Below are 20,401 nucleotides of genomic sequence, written 5' to 3'. Positions count from 1 at the left end.
ACCTCAACCAAACTAACATGACACTAAAGCAAGACCATATATTAATTACCGAAAGTGAAATTGAAGTTCTAAAATCGCAAGGATGTAAGTCTACCGACTGGAACAAAGTTTGGATCACCAAAGAAACAGATCTTTCAAAAATTCAAAATGTAACTTTCAGTGAAACCGTAAAACTTGCAAAGATTGAAGGTGAGAACACTTCTTTTGGTGGTGTTGTTAGAGAAAATGGTCTATTTAGCGTACATCTTCACAACTGTACTATTGGAAACAACCCTTTTATATATAATATCGAGAACTATATCGCCAACTACCATATTGGTGATTATGTAATTATAGAAAATGTTGATCATATTGCAGTAAATGGAACATCTACTTTTGGTAATGGTACGATTGTAGAAACCATCAACGAAGGTGGAGGTAGAGAAATTCCTATCTACGACAACCTCTCTGCTCAAGTTGCCTATATCTTGGCTTTGTATCGTCATAGAGAGTTGTTGATTGACAACTTGAAAGAAATGATTTCTGCATACACTGCATCTATAAAATCGAACATGGGTACGATTGGAGATAATGTAAAAATTCTGAATAGTAAATCGATTAAAAATGTGAAAATTGGATCGAATGCAAAAATTGAAGGTGTCGCCAGTTTAAAAAACGGAAGCATCAATTCTTATGAAGATGCACCTGTTTATGTAGGTTCAGAAGTAATGGCCGAAAACTTTATCATTTCTAGTGATTCAACAGTAGACAATGCAAGTATTATTTCGAATTGTTTTGTTGGACAAGGGTGCCAACTCGACAAACATTATTCTGCAGAACATTCTTTATTTTTTGCCAACAGTCAAGGGTTCAATGGAGAAGCTTGTTCAATATTCGCCGGTCCTTATACCGTTACTCACCACAAATCAACCTTACTGATAGCAGGTATGTTTTCTTTTATGAATGCAGGTAGTGGATCAAATCAGAGTAACCATATGTACAAACTAGGCCCTATTCATCAGGGAATCCTAGAAAGAGGAGCCAAAACGACTAGTAACTCTTATATCTTATGGCCGTCAAAAGTAGGAGCGTTTACGCTAGTTTCAGGTAGACATTATAAAAATGTTGATTCCTCTAGCTTACCTTTTTCTTATTTGATTGAATCCAAAGATGATAGTATTTTAATTCCTGGTATCAATCTTAGAAGTGTTGGTACCGTAAGAGATGCCCAAAAATGGCCCAAACGTGATACACGAAATACTAATCATAGAACCGATATCATTAACTTCAACTTATTAAGTCCGTTTACGATTCATAAAATCAATGGAGGGTTGAAAATCTTGAAAGACCTACAATGGCTTTCTGGAACTCATGCCAAAGAATACACGTATGCTGGTATGAAAATTAAAGCGAGCTCTCTTAAAAAAGGAATTAACATTTATAAAATGGTAATTGATAAATTTTTAGGGAATTCAATCATCAGTAGAATGCACCAAAAAAACATATCAAACATTAATGATTTACAAACAGTTTTAAAACCAAACTCTGAAATCGGAAAAGGAAAATGGATTGATGTAAGCGGATTGATTTGCCCCATAGAATCATTGGATGATTTTCTTTGCAATATAGAAACCAAAGAAATAAATAGTTTAGAAAATGTGCAATCGTCATTGCAAGAAATTCATGACAACTATTACGAATACGAATGGAATTGGGCATGTTCTTTACTTGAAAAACACTATAAAATAAACTTAGAATCAATTACACCAAGCGAAGTTATCTCAATCGTAGAGCAATGGAAAAAGTCTGTTGTTGAATTGGATAATATGCTCTATGATGATGCCAAAAAAGAGTTTTCTCTTTCTACTCAAGTAGGATTTGGAGTCGACGGAAACCTAAAAGAGCGTGCTAAAGATTTTGCTAGTGTTCGTGGTGATTTTAAAAGCAACGGAACCGTTATAGAAATTTTAAATCACATTAAAAGAAAAACAAAATTAGGCAATTCGGTAATACAAGAATTAGAAAAAATCAAATAAAAAAAGGACTATTAAATAGTCCTTTTTTATCATTCAATCAATGTATCGTCCAAGATTTGATGACTTTCCCGAAGTAATCATCCTCTGAATCACTATAAAACCTTATCCAAGAACGCAAACTATCAAAACGATATGATCTCAAGGTGGATCCTTCAGAACTATATTTTGCATTTGGAGCACCTAAATGGTTTATTAATGTCGTCATGGTAGTCCGATTCATAATCCATCCATTCGGAAGAGTATATGGATAATCAGTGTAAGTAACATTTCCGTTATCTGTTATCAAATAATAATTTGAGCTATAAATTGTTACATTGTCAATTTTTTTTGACACTTCACTTACAGTAAATGAAAGTCCTCTATCAGGGTATGACCAATATGAAAAGTTATTATCACTAGAAAAGGATTTTCTTAAAGGCTCCCCAAACAATTCTTCAAGCTTTTCAAATCGATCAACATCCACTTCTATACCATCTACAATATTGTTATTGATTACACCATGCACAAAAAAACTTAATACAACTTTTTTATTGGAATAGTCTCCTTTTTCATCTACTAGCGAAACGTAAACTGTTCCTGAAACAGCTCTCTCAGAAGTAATATGATAAACTCCATTGGAAATCTTAGTATACTCAAAGAAATCTGGTTTTGTAGAAGTTAATTCGACCTCTTTGTATCCGGTTGCATCAATTTCTAATTCGATGAATTCATCCGTATAAGCCATTTCTTTCGAAACCTCAATACTGTTAAATACTATTGGATCTATTGTTTCAACAACCTCCTTAAGTTCAGAGGAATCAGAACATGAAATTCCCATTAGCAATACAACAAGCATTGCTCCATAAGCACTAATTTTTTTCATTACAATTTTGGTTTAAGTATTCATTTATCTATAATATATGGTATTTTGCCAAATACAAATATTTAAATGTAAATATAACAATTATTCTTCAAGTGGAATATTAATTGTGATTCGTGTTCCCTCCCCTTTAGCTGAATTTATAAACAAACGACCATTGACATAATTCACGCGCTCACGCATAAAAAAGAGCCCCATCCCTAACCCTTTTTCTGAACTTTTCATTTCGTTGATATCAAAACCATTTCCGTTATCGTCGATCATGATACTCAACAAATTCTTGGTATGTGTAACAGAAACTAGAACATAGGTAGATTCTGCATATTTTAATGCATTGTTAATCGCTTCTTGAGCAACTCGATACAGGTTTGTTTCAGTCAAAGAATCAAAACGTTCGTTAAAATTGGTTTTGTTATCAAATAGGATGTTTTTACCTGAAAGTTTTGATATTTCTTCCGTCATTTTTTTCAAAGCAGGCGAAATACCATGATCAATCAATTCAGGTGGTGTCAAACTAAAAGTAACTGCTCGAACATCTTTGATCAACTGCCCGAATACTTCTTTTAAATCTTTAATTTTTTCTTTGGCCTTGTCTGGATTGTCTAGATTGATAGATTCTACACTAAACTTTAATGCTGTGAGAATTTGACCAATCCCATCATGAATATCTTTCGCAATACGTTTTCTCTCTCCTTCTTGAGCCTCTACAATTTGACTTGCTTGATCTTTTTGCAACTGAACTTTATATTCGTATTCTTCTTGTTTGATACGATCAATTTCATCTTGCTTCAATTTTCGTTCAGTGATATTATTACCGATAATAAACAAACTCTGCTTTCCATAAGCCTTGTTCATTGGAATCACAGATATCTCTAACCACAGACTCTCTCCTTTCTGCGTCGTTAACTCAACCTCACCAATCCAACTATTTTGGCGTGTTGTTAAAAAAACATCCTTTAGTTTTTGTTGCTGCCCTTCTTTTTGCGTTAAAATTTGTTCTATCGAACCTCGCAAGTCTTTTTGATCCAATCCCAACAAGTTTGAAAACTTTTTACTCATGTATACGAGTGTACCATCCAATTTAGTACTTGCAAAAAGCGCTGCATTGTCCACAACAAAATTCAAACTCTCTAATTCTTGATAAGCAATTTCTTTCAACTCGTATTGCTCTTTTAATTCGGCAATCTGTGCTTTGTTGTATATGTTTGATTTGACCAATACATTGATCAATTTTTTAAAATACTGCTTGATAAAAATCAGTATAAAAAACACAAAGAAAATCACTGCAAGCAACGACAAGGAAAAGTCTACCTGAAAGAAATTCAATAGGATATATAAAAACACTGGCAAACCAGCCAGTAACAAAAAAGATCGAATCAACAACCTTTTTAATAGTAAAGGAATATTAGTATATTCTTTATTCTCTTGCATTCTGCAAAAGTATAAAAAACTATAGAACTAATTTGATATCTATTTTTCTCTTGTTATCAGTAAAAAAATGCCTCTTATAAGCCCAATGCTTTTTTTACTAAAGCCAATCCTTTTTCTGAGTACGACAATTGCAAGGCTGCATCGTGTCCCTTTTCAGACATTTTTTTCCAAGTCTTCTGAACAATATCAACAATTTTTTCTTCAGAATGTTTTTCTATAAATGGATCGTAATAGAATTGCAAAAACACCAAACAAATAACATCTTCAACCAATTGAGTTTCTTCGTTTCTTTTCAATTGTTTTTTTTGCAATAAAAATGAAACCTTCTCGATAGTTTCTTGATCGTACCCAACAGAACTCAAAATTTCTCCAGCTTTTTGAGCGTGAAATTTTTTCAATTCGGTTCTCCACAATAAATATCCTGTTCGGTTCATTTCATAAGAATCTCTTGGAATCTCCCAACGACAAATATGTTGACAACGTGCTGCCAACTGCACCGCTTCTGAAGCTTCAGGCTCAAACGAACTTAACATTTCTGTCATACGTTGACCATACAAAAGCTCTTTCGGAAATTCTTTTTCTTCAAATATTTCTTTGTTAGGATCTAATGCATTTGCCTGATCGAATAACTGAATTGCCTGTTGAAATTGTTCTGTTGCCATACCTAATAAAATTGAAAAGATTCAACACCAAAAGTATTGAATCTTTTCTAAGTATAATAATTTATAAGTACCTCAAAACGAGTTGTACTTGTTGGTTGTATTATTAGAATCTTATTCAGAAAATCCTAAATACACAAAACCATCTTCAATTTTTACTGGATACACGGCAATCGCATCTAAATCACCATTCAAATTCTCTCCGTTTTCTAAAGAGAATGTTTTTTTATGCAACGGGCATGCTACTTTAGGAGTACCACAATCATCACCTATCATACCTCTAGACAAAACCATCTCCATTTTATGTGGACATAAATTTTGACAAGCATACCATTTTCCTTCTCGCGTAAAATTAAATACCGCAATTTGTTTGTCGTTGTATTTCACACAAGCTCCTCCATTTTCTGGAAATTTTGATACTGGTGCTGCTTTATACCACACCTTTACCTCATCTACATCAGTTGTAAAATACTTTTCTAATAATGCTGACATACTCTTCTTTTTTTTAATTCTTTAATGATTATTTCTACAGAGGAACACAATTCAAAACCAACCCTAAATTATCAAAGAATCGACTTTGAATTTTCGTGGTCCTCTTTTCATAGAAATCAAACTATCTTTATGCTTCCCACAATTCAGGCATTTTTTGCTCTCTTAACGGAACGAAATTTAAATTTTCGTCGATCGCATCTGAGTTTACAAAATGACTATACCTATTTTGTATTTCAATATTTTCAATGGCCTGTTTCCACTCACATTTATAAGTATCAATCAATCCTGCCATTTCTTTATCTAGATCTTCACAGATACCCAATGTATCGTTAATTACGACATCTTTCAGATACTCAATTCCACCTTCTAATTTATCCAACCAAGCTGCTGTTCTTTGTAAAGGCAATGCTGTTTTTATATAAAACATCAAGAATCTGTCGATGTACTTTACCACCGTTTCATTGTCAATTTTTTCTGCCAATAACTCAGCATGTTTCGGATTTGCTCCTCCGTTTCCGGCAACATATAAGTTCCATCCACCTTCAACAGCAATCATTCCAAAATCTTTACATCTTGCTTCTGCACATTCACGTATACATCCCGAAACTCCTCCTTTAAATTTATGCGGAGAACGGATTCCTTTGTATCTATTTTCTACTTCAATAGCAAAACTTACACTTTCGTCCATTCCGTAACGACACCAAGTAGAACCCACACAACTTTTTACAGTTCTTAAAGATTTACCGTAAGCATGTCCACTTTCAAAACCTTCATCAATTAAGTCTTTCCATATTTTTGGCAACTCATCTAATCGAGCTCCAAACATATCAATACGTTGCCCCCCTGTAATTTTTGTATACAAGTCATATTTCTTAGCAATTTCCCCTAATACGATTAACTGTTGTGGTGTAATTTCTCCACCAGCTACACGAGGAACAACGGAATAAGTACCATTTCTTTGAATATTTGCCAAGAACCTATCGTTTGAATCTTGAATAGTTTCTTGTTCGTTTGCTGTTTCATTATAAATACTCGCAAACAACGAAGCCAATGCAGGCTTACATATTTCACAACCATTTCCTTTACCATGAGAATCTAAAATCTCATCATATGATTTGATACCCTTTGTCGAAATGATATCAAACAATTCTTGTCTTGAATAATCAAAATGCTCGCAAATATTTTGTTTCACCGCTTTACCTGAAGCTTTTAAAGTTTCATCCAAAATATCTTGAACCATTGGTTTACATCCACCACAACCCGTAGTTACTTTTGTGTCAGCAGCCAATCCTTTTAAGGTATCAACTCCTTCTTCAATTTTACAACAAATTGCTCCTTTTGTAACAGACTCACATGAACATACTACTGCTTCATCTGGTAAATCTAAAACAGACCCCATACTTGCTCCTTCACCTCCTCTAGAACCTAAAATCAGATCTTCAGGGTTTTCTGGAATTGGCAATCCATTTAAAAATATTTGATGCAACATATTGTAATCACTTGCATCACCAACCAAAATACCTCCTAATAACGACTTACCGTCTTTAGAAACGTTGATGGTTTTATAAATTCCTTGAAATTTATTTTCATAAACAATACTAACTCCTTCTTTACTTTCATTCAAAGCATCACCAAAACTAGCTACATCAATACCGCTCAACTTTAATTTTGTTGACATATCAATTGAAGTTGGCATTGCAGCTTCTGATTCTCCTAAAATTTGATCAACAGCAACAGCTGCCATATCGTACCCTGGAGCAACTAAACCATAAATCATTTGGTTTAACAAAGCACATTCTCCGATAGCATAAATGTTCTCATCCGAAGTTTTCATATCATTTGTAACAAGAATACCTCCTCTTGTTCCAACTTCCAATCCACAAGTTTTTGCTAGTTCATCTCTCGGACGAATACCAGCAGAAACTAACAACATATCTACAGGTAAAGTTTCATCTTTAGAGAACTTCATTCCTGTGATAGCTCCTTCTCCTTCAATGTTTTGAGTTCCTTTATTCAAAAGAATATCAATTCCTAAATCTTCTAATTTTCCTTGAAGTACTTTACTGGCATCGTTATCTAACTGTCTCGGCATCAAACGCGGTGCAAATTCAACAACAGACACATCAAGTCCCATGTCAATAATTGCTTTCCCGGCTTCTAACCCTAAAAGACCTCCCCCTAAAATAGCAGCTTTACCATCAGGCTTTTGCTTTTTTATCTCTTCCACATATGCCATCGTTGCATCCAAATCTTCAATAGTTCTGTATACAAAAACTCCATCTTTTTCAACACCCGGAATTGGTGGAACAAAAGCAGAAGAACCTGTTGCTAATATGATATAATCATACGAATATTCTTTATCACTTATCGTAGTAATTGTTTTATTCGCTCTATGAATATCTGTTACACGTTCATTTGTAATTAACTCTATTCCGTTTTCCTCATACCAAGACCTTGGAGCCATACTCAAACGCTCTGCATTTTGATCTGCAAAATACTCACTCAAATGAACTCTATCATAAGCTGGTCTAGGCTCTTCACCGAATACTATTAGTTTGAACTCAGCAAGATTTGCTTTTGCTACAAATTTCTCGCAAAATTTATAACCTACCATACCGTTTCCTATAACTAAAATCGTTTTCATACTCTTTGTGTTTATTATTAACAATGCAAAACTACGTAATTTTACGTAAACATACGTACTTTCGGATTTGTTTTTTAGGTATTTAAACGAATTATTAACTCTTTCTTAAAAAAATCTCAGTATTCTAATAATTCAACAGTATATATACCTAAATATTACAATACTCGTATTTAATACCTGCGATTTATCATTTTACCAACTGTTCAAAACGCAGTATACCCAAAACAACTCATCATACTCAAACACGGTCACTAACATAATATTACGTGTATAAAACATACTTTCGAATGTAAAAAAATAGTTTATTTTTAAGTATTAATACGTAGTGTTAAAAAAAATACGTAATTTTGTCAACACAATACCACTAAAACGAATGTTATGTCTGATTGTATTACATGTGAGAACGCCGACTGCTTGATTAAAAAAAACATTAAGAATCCGAGTATTGAAAAATACTTAGACGAAAAACACAACATCAAATGCAAAAAATCTCAGCAATTTATTATGGAAGGAGCTCCTGCTCATGGACTATTTTTTGTAAGAAAAGGCCAAGTTAAGGTAGTAAAAACCGGGATTTACGGAAGAGAGCAAATTGTTCGATTTGCACATGATGGAGAAATTATCGGGCATAGAGGTTTTGGTTCGGGTAAAAACTACCCTATCGGTGCATTGGCAATTAAAGAAACACATCTGTGTAATTTCACAAATGACATCATGATGAAAATGCTACACGACATACCAGATCTTACTTTTGATTTGATGCTTTTTTATTCTGAAGAACTCAACAGATCTGAAACTAAAGTTAGAAAATTTGCTCAAATGACAGTTCGTGAAAAAGTAATCGATTCTTTCTTATACATCAATCGAAAGTTTGGTCAAAGCGAAGATGGTTTTTTCAACATACAATTGCCACGTAAAGATTTTGCAGATTTTGCAGGAACAACCGAAGAGCAAGTAATTCGTATCATTTCTAGCTTAAAAAAAGAGAAACTGCTTGTTTCTAAAGGAAAAAAACTAGGAATATTAAACGTTGACTTGTTGAAAAAAGAAATCTCAGAACATAATTATTTTCTAGATAGTTAAACAAAAGCAACACAAATACACCGACCCCTTTTTAAATACTACATTTAAAAAGGGGTCTTTTTATATCCTAAAACCTGTAAGACTACTTCAAATTCAACGTCAGAACTACACATTGTACTCACATTTTTTTCATTTCTCGAAAAAACTCATTAATTTAGAAATAGAAAGATATTATTAAAGGTTACATTTGCCATAAAAAATACCACCTACAACAACCTATACATGAAAAAAAACACCCTATACTTAGCTTTCATCATTTTTACAACAATTTTTACTTCTTGTGTGTCAAGTGTTGAAGTAATTAACGCTTGGAAATCTGATAAAATAGATACCCTAAAGGATCAAAACATATTAGTAATCACTAGAACTGAAGACAACAAAAAAAGAGGAGCTTTCGAAGAACAAATGGTGAGTCATTTAAAAAAGAAAGGTTTGAAAGCTAGTACCAGCTATATGAAAATACCCATCTTTAATGACCAAAGACAACTTTCTGATGAAGAAAAAATTGAGTTTGTCAACAATATTAAAGAGATGGGATACCACGCCATTATCTTAACAAGTGTCAAAAGACGTTCTGAAAAAACCGTTACCACGCAACATGGAGGTTATTACACCGGTGGTAGTTACAGCAGTTTATACCCTCAATACTACGGAGGATTTTATGGCTACTACAACCACCCATATTCACACCCAACCTACGAAAGTTACGTGCCTTCAACAACAAGTACAGAAGTTAGAGTTGCATACGTATTAGAAACTGTAATATTTAATTTAGATCTTTCATCAACAGAACAACTTGTCGCTGTTGTCACTTCAGCTGTAAAAGACCCTGAAACAGTATATACCGCTGCAGAAGAATATGTAGAAAAAATTGCAAAAAGCTTAAAATAATTCATCATTAAATCTTTTAAAAAATGAAAAAATCTCTTTTATTTTTATTCTTAACGTTGTGTTTTACTTTCACATCAACTGTGTCAACCGCGCAAGAAGCAAATAACACAGAGGCTTCGAAAGACTACCCAACGCTACCAGTCGGAACCATCTTATTCTTAAAAGTATCGAAAGATGTCTACGCAAAAAACTTTAAAGTCGGTGATCACTTTTTTGTCGACTTAGATAGAGATGTAACCTCAAAAGGCAAAGTATTGATCCCAAAAGGAACACTCGTCCAGATGGAAGTGTTGGTATCAGAACACACCAAAAGAAGAGGAAGCAAATTCGCCATAACCGTAGGAGGATTCATTATAGACAACTTTGTACAAACTTGTAAGACAGAAGGAAAACAAGTTGAAACTCAAGGAAACGGAAGAAACACCCTAAGAAAAGCTGCAATCGGTGCCGGGGTCGGTGCTGCATTTGATGGTGGCGAAGGAGCCGGTAAAGGTGCTGCTGTAGGTGCAGCAGTAGGTATGTTGCAACCTGGTACAGTAATCTACTTCCCTAAAGGAACCGAAGGCACATTTCAATTAACCGAGCCACTTGTTGTAAACTGGCTAGATATCGAGAAATAATTTGAAAAAACTAGTAAGTTTAATCGTCTTCGTTTTTGTTTGCTCTACAGCAAATTCTCAAGTATTATTAAGTTTATTGTTTGGTGACAAACTAAATTCACCTGGATTAGAGTTCGGATTAGAAGGAGGAGTAAACTGGGCCAACATCTCAGATTTTGGAGACGGTAGTATTCGAAATTACAATCTTGGTTTTTATTTTGACATCACTTTAAAAGAACGACTACATTTAGACACGGGAGTATTGGTAAAATCAACGCTAGGTACTAACAATTTATCTACTGACGAATTGAACCTTTTAAACATACCTATCGAGCCAGAAGCCGGATCATACAGTCAAGAATTAAGCTATTTCATAGTACCTATCCTTTTAAAATACAGTCTAAAAAACAGAATTTACTTTGAAGGTGGCCCACAACTTGGATGGATGCACAAAGCGCATGTAGAATTCAATTACAAAAGCGATAATGAGTCGATAAAAATAAAAACCTTTAACGAAGATCAAATAAACAAAATTGACGCTGGAATCACCATAGGAACAGGCTATCGTTTAATGAAAAACGACGGAATGACTCTAGGTGTCAAATACTATATTGGTATGGTAGACGTTTATAAAAACAGCCCTGGCACAAAAAACAATTCACTCTTTTTAAAACTAAATGTACCCATCGGTGCAGGTGACGCAAAAAAGAAACGTGAAGCAAAATCAAAACAAGAATAGTATGAAAATTAAAGCAACCTATCCTCTATTATTCATTTGCGCGTTCTTATTTTCAATTCAGAAAACCAACGCACAATACTCTTCTAAAAAAATAATGCCAATTCATAAGGCATATACAGATAGTATCAAACAGATAGATTACAAGAAAGTTTTTCCTATTTGGGGGCAAGCTGCCTATTCAGAAGGTTTTGACATCCCCTATCCTGTAGGGCTAATGGCTAATTATTTCTGGGTAAAACAAGGACTAATTATTGACAACTTGCAACTTGGTTTTCAAAACGACAATCAAGATTTCCCGTTAACTGAAATCGATTTTGTAGGTTTTGGAGACAACTACAGTACAGCGCAAACGCTAATGGTACGCCCCGATTTATGGGTTTTCCCATTTTTAAATGTATACGGTATTTTTGGTGTAGGTAATTCTATTACTGAAGTAAATCTAGACAAAATCGGAAACAAGCCCTTAGGTCTAAAATCGGTGGTAGAACAAGGTGTAAAAACAGCAGGTTTTGGAGCTACAGCTGCAGGAGGAGTAGGACCTGTTTGGATTGCCGTTGATGGAAACTTATCATGGACAAAACCCGAATTACTCGACAAATCGGTTAAGGTGTCGACTCTTGGTTTTAGATTCGGACATAATTTTGTACACTCATCTAAACCTTACAGAAATGTTGGTTTATGGGTAGGTGCCATGCGTGTTGAATTAAGCTCAGAAACGAGTGGACAGTTAAAATTAAACGAAGCATTGCCGCCTGAAACTTGGGAAAAAGCTGATGAAATTGTAGCTAATTATAGAGACTGGTACGACAACGAAGCAACGCCGCCTCAAAAAATAATTGCAGACAAGACTATAGGCCCTATTATTGATGCTATCGACGAAGCCGATGGAGAAGGAATCGTAAAATATGGAATCGATAAAGAAGTCAAACAAGCTTGGAATGGACTGATTGGTGCGCAATACCAACACAACAAAAATTGGATGTTACGATCTGAAGTAGGTTTTATTGGTGACAGAAAATCTGTTTTAGTATCTTTGAACTACCGTTTTAATTAAAATTATAGAATACCCAAAATAAACACAAATGAAAAAAACCATGCAATTAGTAGGTTTGGTCTTTGCCTTGGCAATACTAAACTCATGCTACAGGTCACCAGATCTTAGCCAACTTTCATATGATTTTGTTGTCGCAACAGATGTAGATCTAGAAGCAGACTTCACAGATTATGATAAATACTACCTATCAGATACTATTTTCCTTTTTTCAAATACCATAAAAGATGACAGTATTATTGTACCACCAGCTTCAGACCCTATTATCAATGAAATAGTAGCAAACATGAACAATCGAGGGTACACAAGAACTGTAGACCCAACACTTTCTGATGCTGATATCGCAATCGCAACTACCATTATCAAAGCCAAAAATACAGGAACTAACTGTTGGGGTTGGTGGGGTGGTTACCCAGGATATTACCCACCTTGGGGTTGGTACCCTGGAGGAGGATACTACTATCCATATTGTTCAACATACAATTACAACACAGGTGATTTGTTAATCGAATTTGGAGATTTTAAAAACAGCGCTCCTGGAATGAGAATAAACACCATTTGGAATGCTGTAAGTTTTGGTGTGTTAAGCACTTACGAAACAACAAATATCAACAGAGCCGTTGATGCAATCGAACAAGCATTTATTCAATCTCCATACATTCAAAAATAAAACATACTGACATGAGAAAATTATTATTACTTTGTTTGCTTAGTATGGGGAGCTTCATGCAAGCACAAACAACTTCAACCGTAACCTCACCTTGGCCTTCTGATGCACCAGAACCAGACAGAGAAATCTATACCTATTCAAGAACAAGCGACGACCAATTCGTTTTGAATTGGGAAATGAGCATTCCTTTTAACGGTACTTTTTTAGACGAAACTAGTTACAGTGGAGGACGAATTGATTACAAGCACTTTATCGATGGCGACAATCTTGCAGTTGGAGTATCTTTAGGATGGAACACCTTTAACGATTATGTAGAACGCCAATTGTACGAAAGAGAAGACGGAAGCGGTGCCATTTATACAGACATGGTAAGACACGTTTACAACTTGCCTATCGCTATCAACGGTTACTACTTTTTTGCAAAAAGAAACCTAAAACCTTATGTTGGTTTAGGATTGGGTACGATGTATTCTGAGCAAACTTCATATTTCAATATTTATGGAATCCAAGATTCTAACTGGGGATTTTTAGTAAAACCAGAACTAGGATTACAACTTGAAATGAACTCCTCATTCGGAATTGCGAGTTATGTATCTTACAATTATTCGACAAATTCTAACCAATCATTTAACATCGATAAACTTGTTAACTTAAATATCGGTCTTGGTATTTACTGGGAATGGTAACACAATCAATTATATGAAAAAGACAAACATCTTGGCCTTGTTACTTGTATTATTTGTGCAATTTTCTTTTGCTCAAGTAATACAAGATTCTATGCCAAGCAGAGAGCGTTGGAACAAGGTATCTAGTGAAGGTACTGTAACCGAAATCAACAAAGAAACTCGCGAAATCACTTTGATGGGACCCGAAGGAAACCTCAACACCATTAAAGCTGGAGATAACGTGAAACGTTTTGACGAGATACAAAAAGACGATCGTATTAAATTTGAATTTATTACTTATATCAAAGCTGAATTTAGAGAACCTACACTTACTGAAAGAGCAGAACCTTTGCAAATCATTGCAGAAGCGGGTAAAGCTCCGGAAGATGTAGCACCAGGAGGTGTTGTTGGAGCAATGGCAAAAGCCGTTGTAACGATAGAAGTACTAAACAGACCTTTTATGTTGGCTACTGTTAGAGGGCCGGCTGGAAATTACATAAGCATCCCAATAAAAGATGCAGCAATATTCAAACAAGTACATATTGGTCAAGAATTAATCTTGACTTATGCCGAGGCGATAGCTATTTCTTTAGAAAAAATTGAAGAAAAATAATAAAAACTTATTATGAAATCATTTCAATTCATTGCTATTTGTTTACTGACTGTAATTACGAGTTGTCATTCAGAAAAAACACTCAAAGTAGACCCACTTCCTTCTTGGAATGAGACTACATCGAAACATCAAATTATTGATTTTGTAACTGCTGTCACTGATAAAAATCATGCTGATTTTGTAGCTGCTGCAGATAGAGTTGCCACTTTTGATAATGATGGAACACTTTGGACAGAAAAACCAATTGTACAAATTCAATTTGCATTTGATAGAGTTCAAGAACTTTCGAAAACGCATCCAGAGTGGCAAAACGACCCAATAATAAAAGCAGTATTGAACAACGACTTAAATGAATTACTTCATTTTGGAAAAGAAGGGCTTGCAAAAGTCATGATGTTATCTCATAGCGGGATGACAACAGATGAATTCGACGAAACTGTTTCTAACTGGATTGCAACAGCAAAACATCATGAAAAAAATAAATCATACAACGAATTGATTTATCAACCCATGCTAGAAGTAATCGATTACCTTAAAGAAAACGACTTTAAAGTTTTTATAGTCTCTGGTGGTGGAATGGATTTCATGCGTCCTTGGGCTGAAAAAACCTATGGTATACCAAAAAACCAAATCATTGGTAGTAGTATCAAAGTTTCTTTCGAACACTCTGATGAAAAAACAGTATTGAATAGATTACCAGAATTAAACTTCTTTGACGACAAAGCAGCAAAACCTGTAGCGATTCACAGATACATCGGTAGAAAACCCATAGCCGCTTTCGGTAATTCAGATGGAGATTTGCAAATGCTACAATGGAGTGCTTCTAACAAAAAGAGAAACCTTCAAGTATATGTATCGCATACTGATGACACAAGAGAATACCTATATGGTAGAAAAGATCCGTTTTCTAAACTAGACAAAGGAATGGATCAAGCAATAAAAAATGAATGGACCATCGCCGATATGAAAAAGGATTGGAAAGTAGTCTACCCATTTGAATTAATCAGTGACACGAAATGAGTTTTATTCAAAAACTAAAAAAAGAACTCATAGAAGTTCTTTTAGTTACCGCCTATTTTTTAATATGTTTTGGCATATTAATCCTAATTAAAAAATTATGCTTGGCACAAGTTGAAGTTCAATTTTATGGTATTTCGGCTGCACTAGTCGGAGCATTAGTAATGAGCAAAGTGGTAATTATCTTAGACAAAACCCCATTAGGAAAAATTTACCTAAGACAAGCTTTGTACAAAAATGTTTTGTTCAAATCTATCATCTACACACTCGTTTTAACTTTTGTATTGTTTATAGAAAATCTAATTCACAACCTTTTAGAAGGCAAGGTGTTTCTCGAAGCTATACGATACATTTTACAACATCGAGATCCAAACCAATTTTGGCTAATTTTAATAGCCTCATTTTTCTCATTATTGAGTTACAATGTAATCATTGCCATTAAAGACTCGATGGAAAAAGGAGCACTAATCAAATTGTTTTTCGACAAAAAAAAACACCCTAATAATTAAATTTAAAATAAAAAAAAATGAAAAAATTTTATTCGTTCATCATCTTATGCATGTTAAGTCCATTAGCAATCTTTGCGCAAAACAACTTCAACGATGCAGACTTCTTTAAGTCAATATTCGGAGTTGAAAAACTTACCATCGTAAAAGAGTTCATCACTGTTGATGCAGAGAAAGAAGCTGATTTTTGGTCTATATACAAAGCGTATGAAGTAGACAGAAAAAATTTACGTGAAGCACGTATTACAATCATTTCTGAATATGCTGAAGATTACGGAAACTTTACTGAAGACCAATTAGAAGATCTTTGCAAAAGAAGCATCAAACAAAAGAAAAAGAATGCAAAGAACATCGAGAAGTACTTTAAAAAACTTAAAAAAGCAGGTGGAGCAAAAGCGGCTGCTCAGTTTTTACAAGTTGAAAATTATTTCTTAAGTCTTTCTCAAGTTGCAGTATACGAAAGCGTTCCATTTATAGGAGAGCTTGACAAAGTACAATAAACACAGTTTTAGAATCTAGGCAAGGGTTACAATAACTCTAAAGATTTCATTATTTTTACCAACTGAGTATATTATGCATTATTACCTGCTTTTAAACTCAAAGTAAAACATAGTTAAAACAGTCTTTCAATACCAGAAAGACTGTTTTAAATTTTAACACTCAAAAACCTAACGATGAAAAAAAAGAACATTTATAAACTTGTACTTACCATAGCAGCTTTCTGTTTTTTAAGTTCAAACACGCAAGCACAAACAGTAGAATTAACTGCTGGTTATGGATACCAATTCGGTTCTAAGGTAAATTATGGATTGAACAGCTACATCAAATTAAACGAAAGCGACCAATATAGTTTCACAATTGGGGTAGATATGTTTAAGGGAGCTATGACTGAAGTAACGTACATACATCATTCAACCGAAATCATACAAAGCGAGCCGGGAGATTACCGAAAAGTTACTGACCTAAATGCAGATTGGATTTTAGTAGGAGCTTCTAAATATTTAGAAATGGAAAAACTACGCCCTTTCTTCGGTGGTGGATTCGGTATGGGAATATTCAACTCAAATAATGAACACCCAGAAGTAGGAAAAATTGATACTAAATTTTACCTAGCAGTAGCAATCAAAGCAGGTGCAAACTATATGTTTAACGATACTTGGGGATTAAACGTTCAAGGAAATTTAATGTTCCCTATTCAATGGGGAGGAGTTTATATCGGAACCGGTGGTGCAGGTCTTTCAGGATCTAGTACAACATTGATTGGTGGATTTAGTGGTGGACTTGTATACCGTATAAACTAGATCTTATGAAAAAATTAGCGAATCTACTTTTTATTTTTATTTCTTTTTTAGCTACTTCACAAGAAGAACAATTAATTTGGCCTAGAGAAATTGAAGCAGGTAATTACTTAATCACACTTTATCAGCCTCAGTACGAAACTTTAATTGAAAATAATCTAAAAGGTAGATTGGCATTATCTATCAAAACCAAAGAAGATAAAATGATTTTTGGTTCTCTTTGGTTTGAAGCAAGACTTGCAACAGACCTTGAAACCAGAATTGCAAATCTTGAATCTATTCAGATTGAAAAAATTATCTTCCCAGACATTCAAAACGATGAAAATATTGAAGTCTTAAAAAGTGTATTGCTTGAAGACTTTAAAAAAATAAATATTGATATTTCAATTGACAAGCTTATCGCAAGCTTAGAAAATGTCGCAGAAGAACAAGCTTTATCAGAAAACCTCAACAACAAACCCCCAAAAATATTCTTCAGACAAGAATCGACAGTTTTAGTAACCATTGATGGCGAACCAAAATTTAAAACTGTTGAAGGAGAAAAAATAGACTACGTAGTAAATACACCCTTTTTTATCGTAAAACGAAAAAATGTGTTTTATTTAAAGGGAGCGAATTTCTGGTATAAAGCCAAAGACTTATTTGCAAACAACTGGGAAGTAACCAGTTCAGTACCTACAGATATAGAAAACCTAGCAGATAAAAATTTTGAATCGCAACAAAACCCTGATATTGAAGAGGGAGAAAATACGCCACCAAACCTTATTTTAGTCACAGAACCTTCAGAACTCGTTGTAACCAAAGGAGATTTAGCTTACGAACCAATCAACAACACCACTTTGCTATATGTTACAAATACTGAAAGTGATTTGTTGCTAGAAATAGAAAGCCAAACACACTATTTATTATTAAATGGAAGATGGTATGCTACAAAAGCCATCAAAAAAGAAGAATGGCAATTTGTTGAACCTAAAAATCTTCCTAAAACTTTTTTAGACATTCCTTCTGATAATGAAAAAGTATCAGGTTTGCGCATCAGTATTCCTGGCACTCAAGAAGCTAAAGATGCCTTATACGAACAACAAATTCCTCAAACAGCTGTTGTTGACAGAAAAAAAGCAACAACCAATGTAACGTATGATGGTGACCCGAAATTTGAGAAAATTGAAGATACCAACATGTCTTATGCTGTAAACACAGAAAGTACTGTATTATTAATTCAGAAAAAATATTATGTGGTAGACAATGGGGTTTGGTTCGAATCAAATAATGCAAACGGACCTTGGACAGTTGCTACAGAGCGCCCAGAAGAAGTAAAAGACATACCTCCTAGTTCTCCAGTCAACAACGTGAAATATGTATATATCTACGACAGTACTCCAGATGTTGTATATGTAGGTTATACACCAGGCTACTATCATTCTTATGTGTATGGCGGAGTGGTTGTTTACGGTTCTGGATATTACTATTACCCTTGGTATGGAATGTATTACTACCCGAGACCCGTAACCTATGGTTTTGGTGTTCACTACAATCCTTATACCGGTTGGGGCTTTTCGGTTGGAGTTAGCTACGGATGGATGACTGTTTCATTTCATTCTCGCGCTTATTGGGGACCTTGTGGCTATCGATATGGTTACCGTCATGGGTATCGTCACGGATATCATAGAGGTTATGCTGCCGGTTATGCGCACGGAAAACGTAATTCAAACAACATCTACAGAACACAACAAGGAAAAAATCGTCCTGGTATTAGTTCAAGAACAAGACCAAGTACAAATCAAATAAGCAAACCAAGACCTACGAACAACAGAAAAAACAATCTGTATTCCGACAAAAATGGTAATGTACACCAACGTGATAAAAATGGTAACTGGCAACAAAAAAGAAATAATAACAATACTCAAAGACCGAATAAAACACAGCCTGCACCTCAAAATCGACAAAACTTAGAAAACCACTACAACAATCGAAATAGAGGAAACAACAATTACAAAAATTACCGATCAACAAGACCGCAACCTTCGGCAAGAAGAAGACGTTAATCAATATTTTATGAAGCGTATTACTTTCTTTTTTTTACTTTTTTCATTGGTGACTTTTAGTCAAAAAGATACCCTACGTTTAAAAAACAACGATCTTTTAGTAGGTCGTGTAGAAAGTTACGACGTTGGCGTTTTAGTCTTTAGTACCAGCTACAGTGATAAAGATTTTCAAATCGAATTTGATAAAATCACCGAAATATACATTCATAAAAAATGTATTGTAACCTTAACCAAAAGTAGAAGACGCTTTGGATTGGTAAAAACTGTAAAACCAGGAATCGTAACAATCCAAACAAATAAAGATTTAGTTGAAACTTTTAAATTATCAGAAATTGTTGCTTTTCAAGAGGTAAGTGAAGACAGAAGAAAACGTTTTTCTGGTAGCATCGACTTAGGTTACGACTTTACCAAAGCTCAGAACAAAAGACAAACTAGTGTCAATGGTACATTTGCCTATGTGGGTGAATTATGGGTCACCAACTCCAGTATCAACCTTTTAGACTCTAAACAAGATAGTGTCGCAGATATAAAAAGAACAGATGCCAAAGCAGATTTGAGAAGACTGATATCTAAAACTTGGTATTTGATAGGTGAGTTAACTTTTCTGTCAAATACCGAACAAGCCTTAAACGGTCGTTTTACTCCAAATATTGGTGCTGGGAAATTACTTGTGAGCACTCCAAAATTATATTTAGGTTTATCAACAGGTATTGCATTCAACTTCGAAACCTACGTAGATCCAACGCTAGATAAGCAATCGACTGAGACATTTTTAAACGCAAGCCTTAACATGTATAATTTTAAGGATATAAGCTTAGTTACTGATTTGAAAATAAGTCCGACGATTTCAACATTAGGAAGGATCAGAACCGATTACAACCTTACCCTCAAATACGATTTACCGTATGACTTTTATATAAAGACAGCCTTTACACTCAACTACGATAACGAACCTGCCATCGAAGGAAATCAATATGATTATATTTTCTCTAGTGGGTTTGGATGGGAGTTCAATAAATAAACATTCCTTTTTTCATTTTTATTTCTGCGAACACATTAATAAAATACAAGCTGTTTTGACTAGTTCTTCTGAAAAGACCTTAGAAAAAACCGAATTCTAAAAA

Annotated in this window: 20 protein-coding genes; 15 read left to right on the top strand and 5 right to left on the bottom strand. The window is 34.4% G+C overall.

Annotated features, from left to right (window positions below; translation table 11 throughout):
* Positions 1-17: 17 nt before the first annotated feature.
* The gene (locus F6P99_RS07225; RefSeq protein ID WP_152286802.1) at positions 18-2,015 is read left to right on the top strand and encodes a DUF4954 family protein; all 1,998 of its coding nucleotides are present in this window, start codon (positions 18-20) and stop codon (positions 2,013-2,015) included.
* Between the two features lie 37 nt (positions 2,016-2,052).
* Here the strand turns inward: F6P99_RS07225 and F6P99_RS07220 are convergent, their stop codons facing one another.
* The 5 genes from F6P99_RS07220 to nirB form a co-directional block, all read right to left on the bottom strand.
* Positions 2,053-2,877 (bottom strand): hypothetical protein, encoded by an 825-nt coding sequence (locus tag F6P99_RS07220; protein WP_152286801.1) that lies wholly within the window; start codon positions 2,875-2,877, stop codon positions 2,053-2,055.
* Between the two features lie 81 nt (positions 2,878-2,958).
* Positions 2,959-4,305 carry a PAS domain-containing sensor histidine kinase gene (locus tag F6P99_RS07215; RefSeq protein ID WP_152286800.1) on the bottom strand — a complete coding sequence of 449 codons (1,347 nt, stop codon included), beginning with the start codon at positions 4,303-4,305 and terminating at the stop codon, positions 2,959-2,961.
* 74 nt (positions 4,306-4,379) lie between these two features.
* A complete protein-coding gene (locus tag F6P99_RS07210; RefSeq protein ID WP_152286799.1) occupies positions 4,380-4,967 on the bottom strand; it encodes a DUF4202 domain-containing protein in 588 nt (195 codons plus the stop codon).
* Between the two features lie 111 nt (positions 4,968-5,078).
* The gene (gene nirD, locus F6P99_RS07205; RefSeq protein ID WP_152286798.1) at positions 5,079-5,456 is read right to left on the bottom strand and encodes a nitrite reductase small subunit NirD; all 378 of its coding nucleotides are present in this window, start codon (positions 5,454-5,456) and stop codon (positions 5,079-5,081) included.
* A gap of 127 nt (positions 5,457-5,583) precedes the next feature.
* Positions 5,584-8,100 (bottom strand): nitrite reductase large subunit NirB, encoded by a 2,517-nt coding sequence (gene nirB / locus F6P99_RS07200; protein ID WP_152286797.1) that lies wholly within the window; start codon positions 8,098-8,100, stop codon positions 5,584-5,586.
* 378 nt (positions 8,101-8,478) lie between these two features.
* On the opposite strand from nirB, the gene F6P99_RS07195 reads away from it, so the two are divergent.
* The 14 genes from F6P99_RS07195 to F6P99_RS07130 all read left to right on the top strand — a co-directional run bounded on the left by F6P99_RS07195 (position 8,479) and on the right by F6P99_RS07130 (position 20,298).
* A complete protein-coding gene (locus F6P99_RS07195) occupies positions 8,479-9,183 on the top strand; it encodes a Crp/Fnr family transcriptional regulator (protein ID WP_152286796.1) in 705 nt (234 codons plus the stop codon).
* A 222-nt stretch (positions 9,184-9,405) separates the two neighbouring features.
* A complete protein-coding gene (locus F6P99_RS07190) occupies positions 9,406-10,074 on the top strand; it encodes a hypothetical protein (RefSeq protein ID WP_152286795.1) in 669 nt (222 codons plus the stop codon).
* Positions 10,075-10,097: 23 nt separating this feature from the next.
* A complete protein-coding gene (locus tag F6P99_RS07185) occupies positions 10,098-10,694 on the top strand; it encodes a hypothetical protein (RefSeq protein ID WP_152286794.1) in 597 nt (198 codons plus the stop codon).
* A gap of 1 nt (position 10,695) precedes the next feature.
* Entirely contained in the window at positions 10,696-11,412 is a 717-nt protein-coding gene (locus tag F6P99_RS07180; RefSeq protein ID WP_152286793.1) for a porin family protein, read from the top strand.
* A 1-nt stretch (position 11,413) separates the two neighbouring features.
* Entirely contained in the window at positions 11,414-12,466 is a 1,053-nt protein-coding gene (locus F6P99_RS07175; RefSeq protein ID WP_152286792.1) for a hypothetical protein, read from the top strand.
* 28 nt (positions 12,467-12,494) lie between these two features.
* Positions 12,495-13,133, top strand: coding sequence for a DUF4136 domain-containing protein (locus F6P99_RS07170; protein WP_152286791.1), 639 nt, complete (start codon positions 12,495-12,497; stop codon positions 13,131-13,133).
* 11 nt (positions 13,134-13,144) lie between these two features.
* Positions 13,145-13,819: an outer membrane beta-barrel protein gene (locus F6P99_RS07165; RefSeq protein WP_152286790.1), complete on the top strand. Its 675-nt coding sequence runs from the start codon at positions 13,145-13,147 to the stop codon at positions 13,817-13,819.
* 13 nt (positions 13,820-13,832) lie between these two features.
* The gene (locus tag F6P99_RS07160) at positions 13,833-14,411 is read left to right on the top strand and encodes a hypothetical protein (protein ID WP_152286789.1); all 579 of its coding nucleotides are present in this window, start codon (positions 13,833-13,835) and stop codon (positions 14,409-14,411) included.
* A gap of 12 nt (positions 14,412-14,423) precedes the next feature.
* Positions 14,424-15,431, top strand: a complete 1,008-nt coding sequence (locus F6P99_RS07155) for an HAD family hydrolase (RefSeq protein ID WP_152286788.1) — start codon at positions 14,424-14,426, stop codon at positions 15,429-15,431.
* 101 nt (positions 15,432-15,532) lie between these two features.
* A complete protein-coding gene (locus F6P99_RS07150; protein WP_152286787.1) occupies positions 15,533-15,937 on the top strand; it encodes a hypothetical protein in 405 nt (134 codons plus the stop codon).
* Between the two features lie 17 nt (positions 15,938-15,954).
* The gene (locus tag F6P99_RS07145) at positions 15,955-16,434 is read left to right on the top strand and encodes a hypothetical protein (protein ID WP_152286786.1); all 480 of its coding nucleotides are present in this window, start codon (positions 15,955-15,957) and stop codon (positions 16,432-16,434) included.
* A gap of 174 nt (positions 16,435-16,608) precedes the next feature.
* Positions 16,609-17,235 carry a hypothetical protein gene (locus tag F6P99_RS07140; RefSeq protein WP_152286785.1) on the top strand — a complete coding sequence of 209 codons (627 nt, stop codon included), beginning with the start codon at positions 16,609-16,611 and terminating at the stop codon, positions 17,233-17,235.
* 5 nt (positions 17,236-17,240) lie between these two features.
* Positions 17,241-19,277, top strand: coding sequence for a hypothetical protein (locus F6P99_RS07135; protein WP_152286784.1), 2,037 nt, complete (start codon positions 17,241-17,243; stop codon positions 19,275-19,277).
* 10 nt (positions 19,278-19,287) lie between these two features.
* Complete coding sequence (locus F6P99_RS07130) at positions 19,288-20,298, top strand: DUF481 domain-containing protein (protein WP_152286783.1); 1,011 nt, start codon at positions 19,288-19,290, stop codon at positions 20,296-20,298.
* Positions 20,299-20,401 lie beyond the last annotated feature (103 nt).

Source organism: Flavicella marina (assembly GCF_009193215.1).
Classification (GTDB): domain Bacteria; phylum Bacteroidota; class Bacteroidia; order Flavobacteriales; family Flavobacteriaceae; genus Flavicella; species Flavicella marina.
Note: the sequence above shows the minus strand (reverse complement) of the source record. Positions and strands in the feature narration are given on the sequence as shown.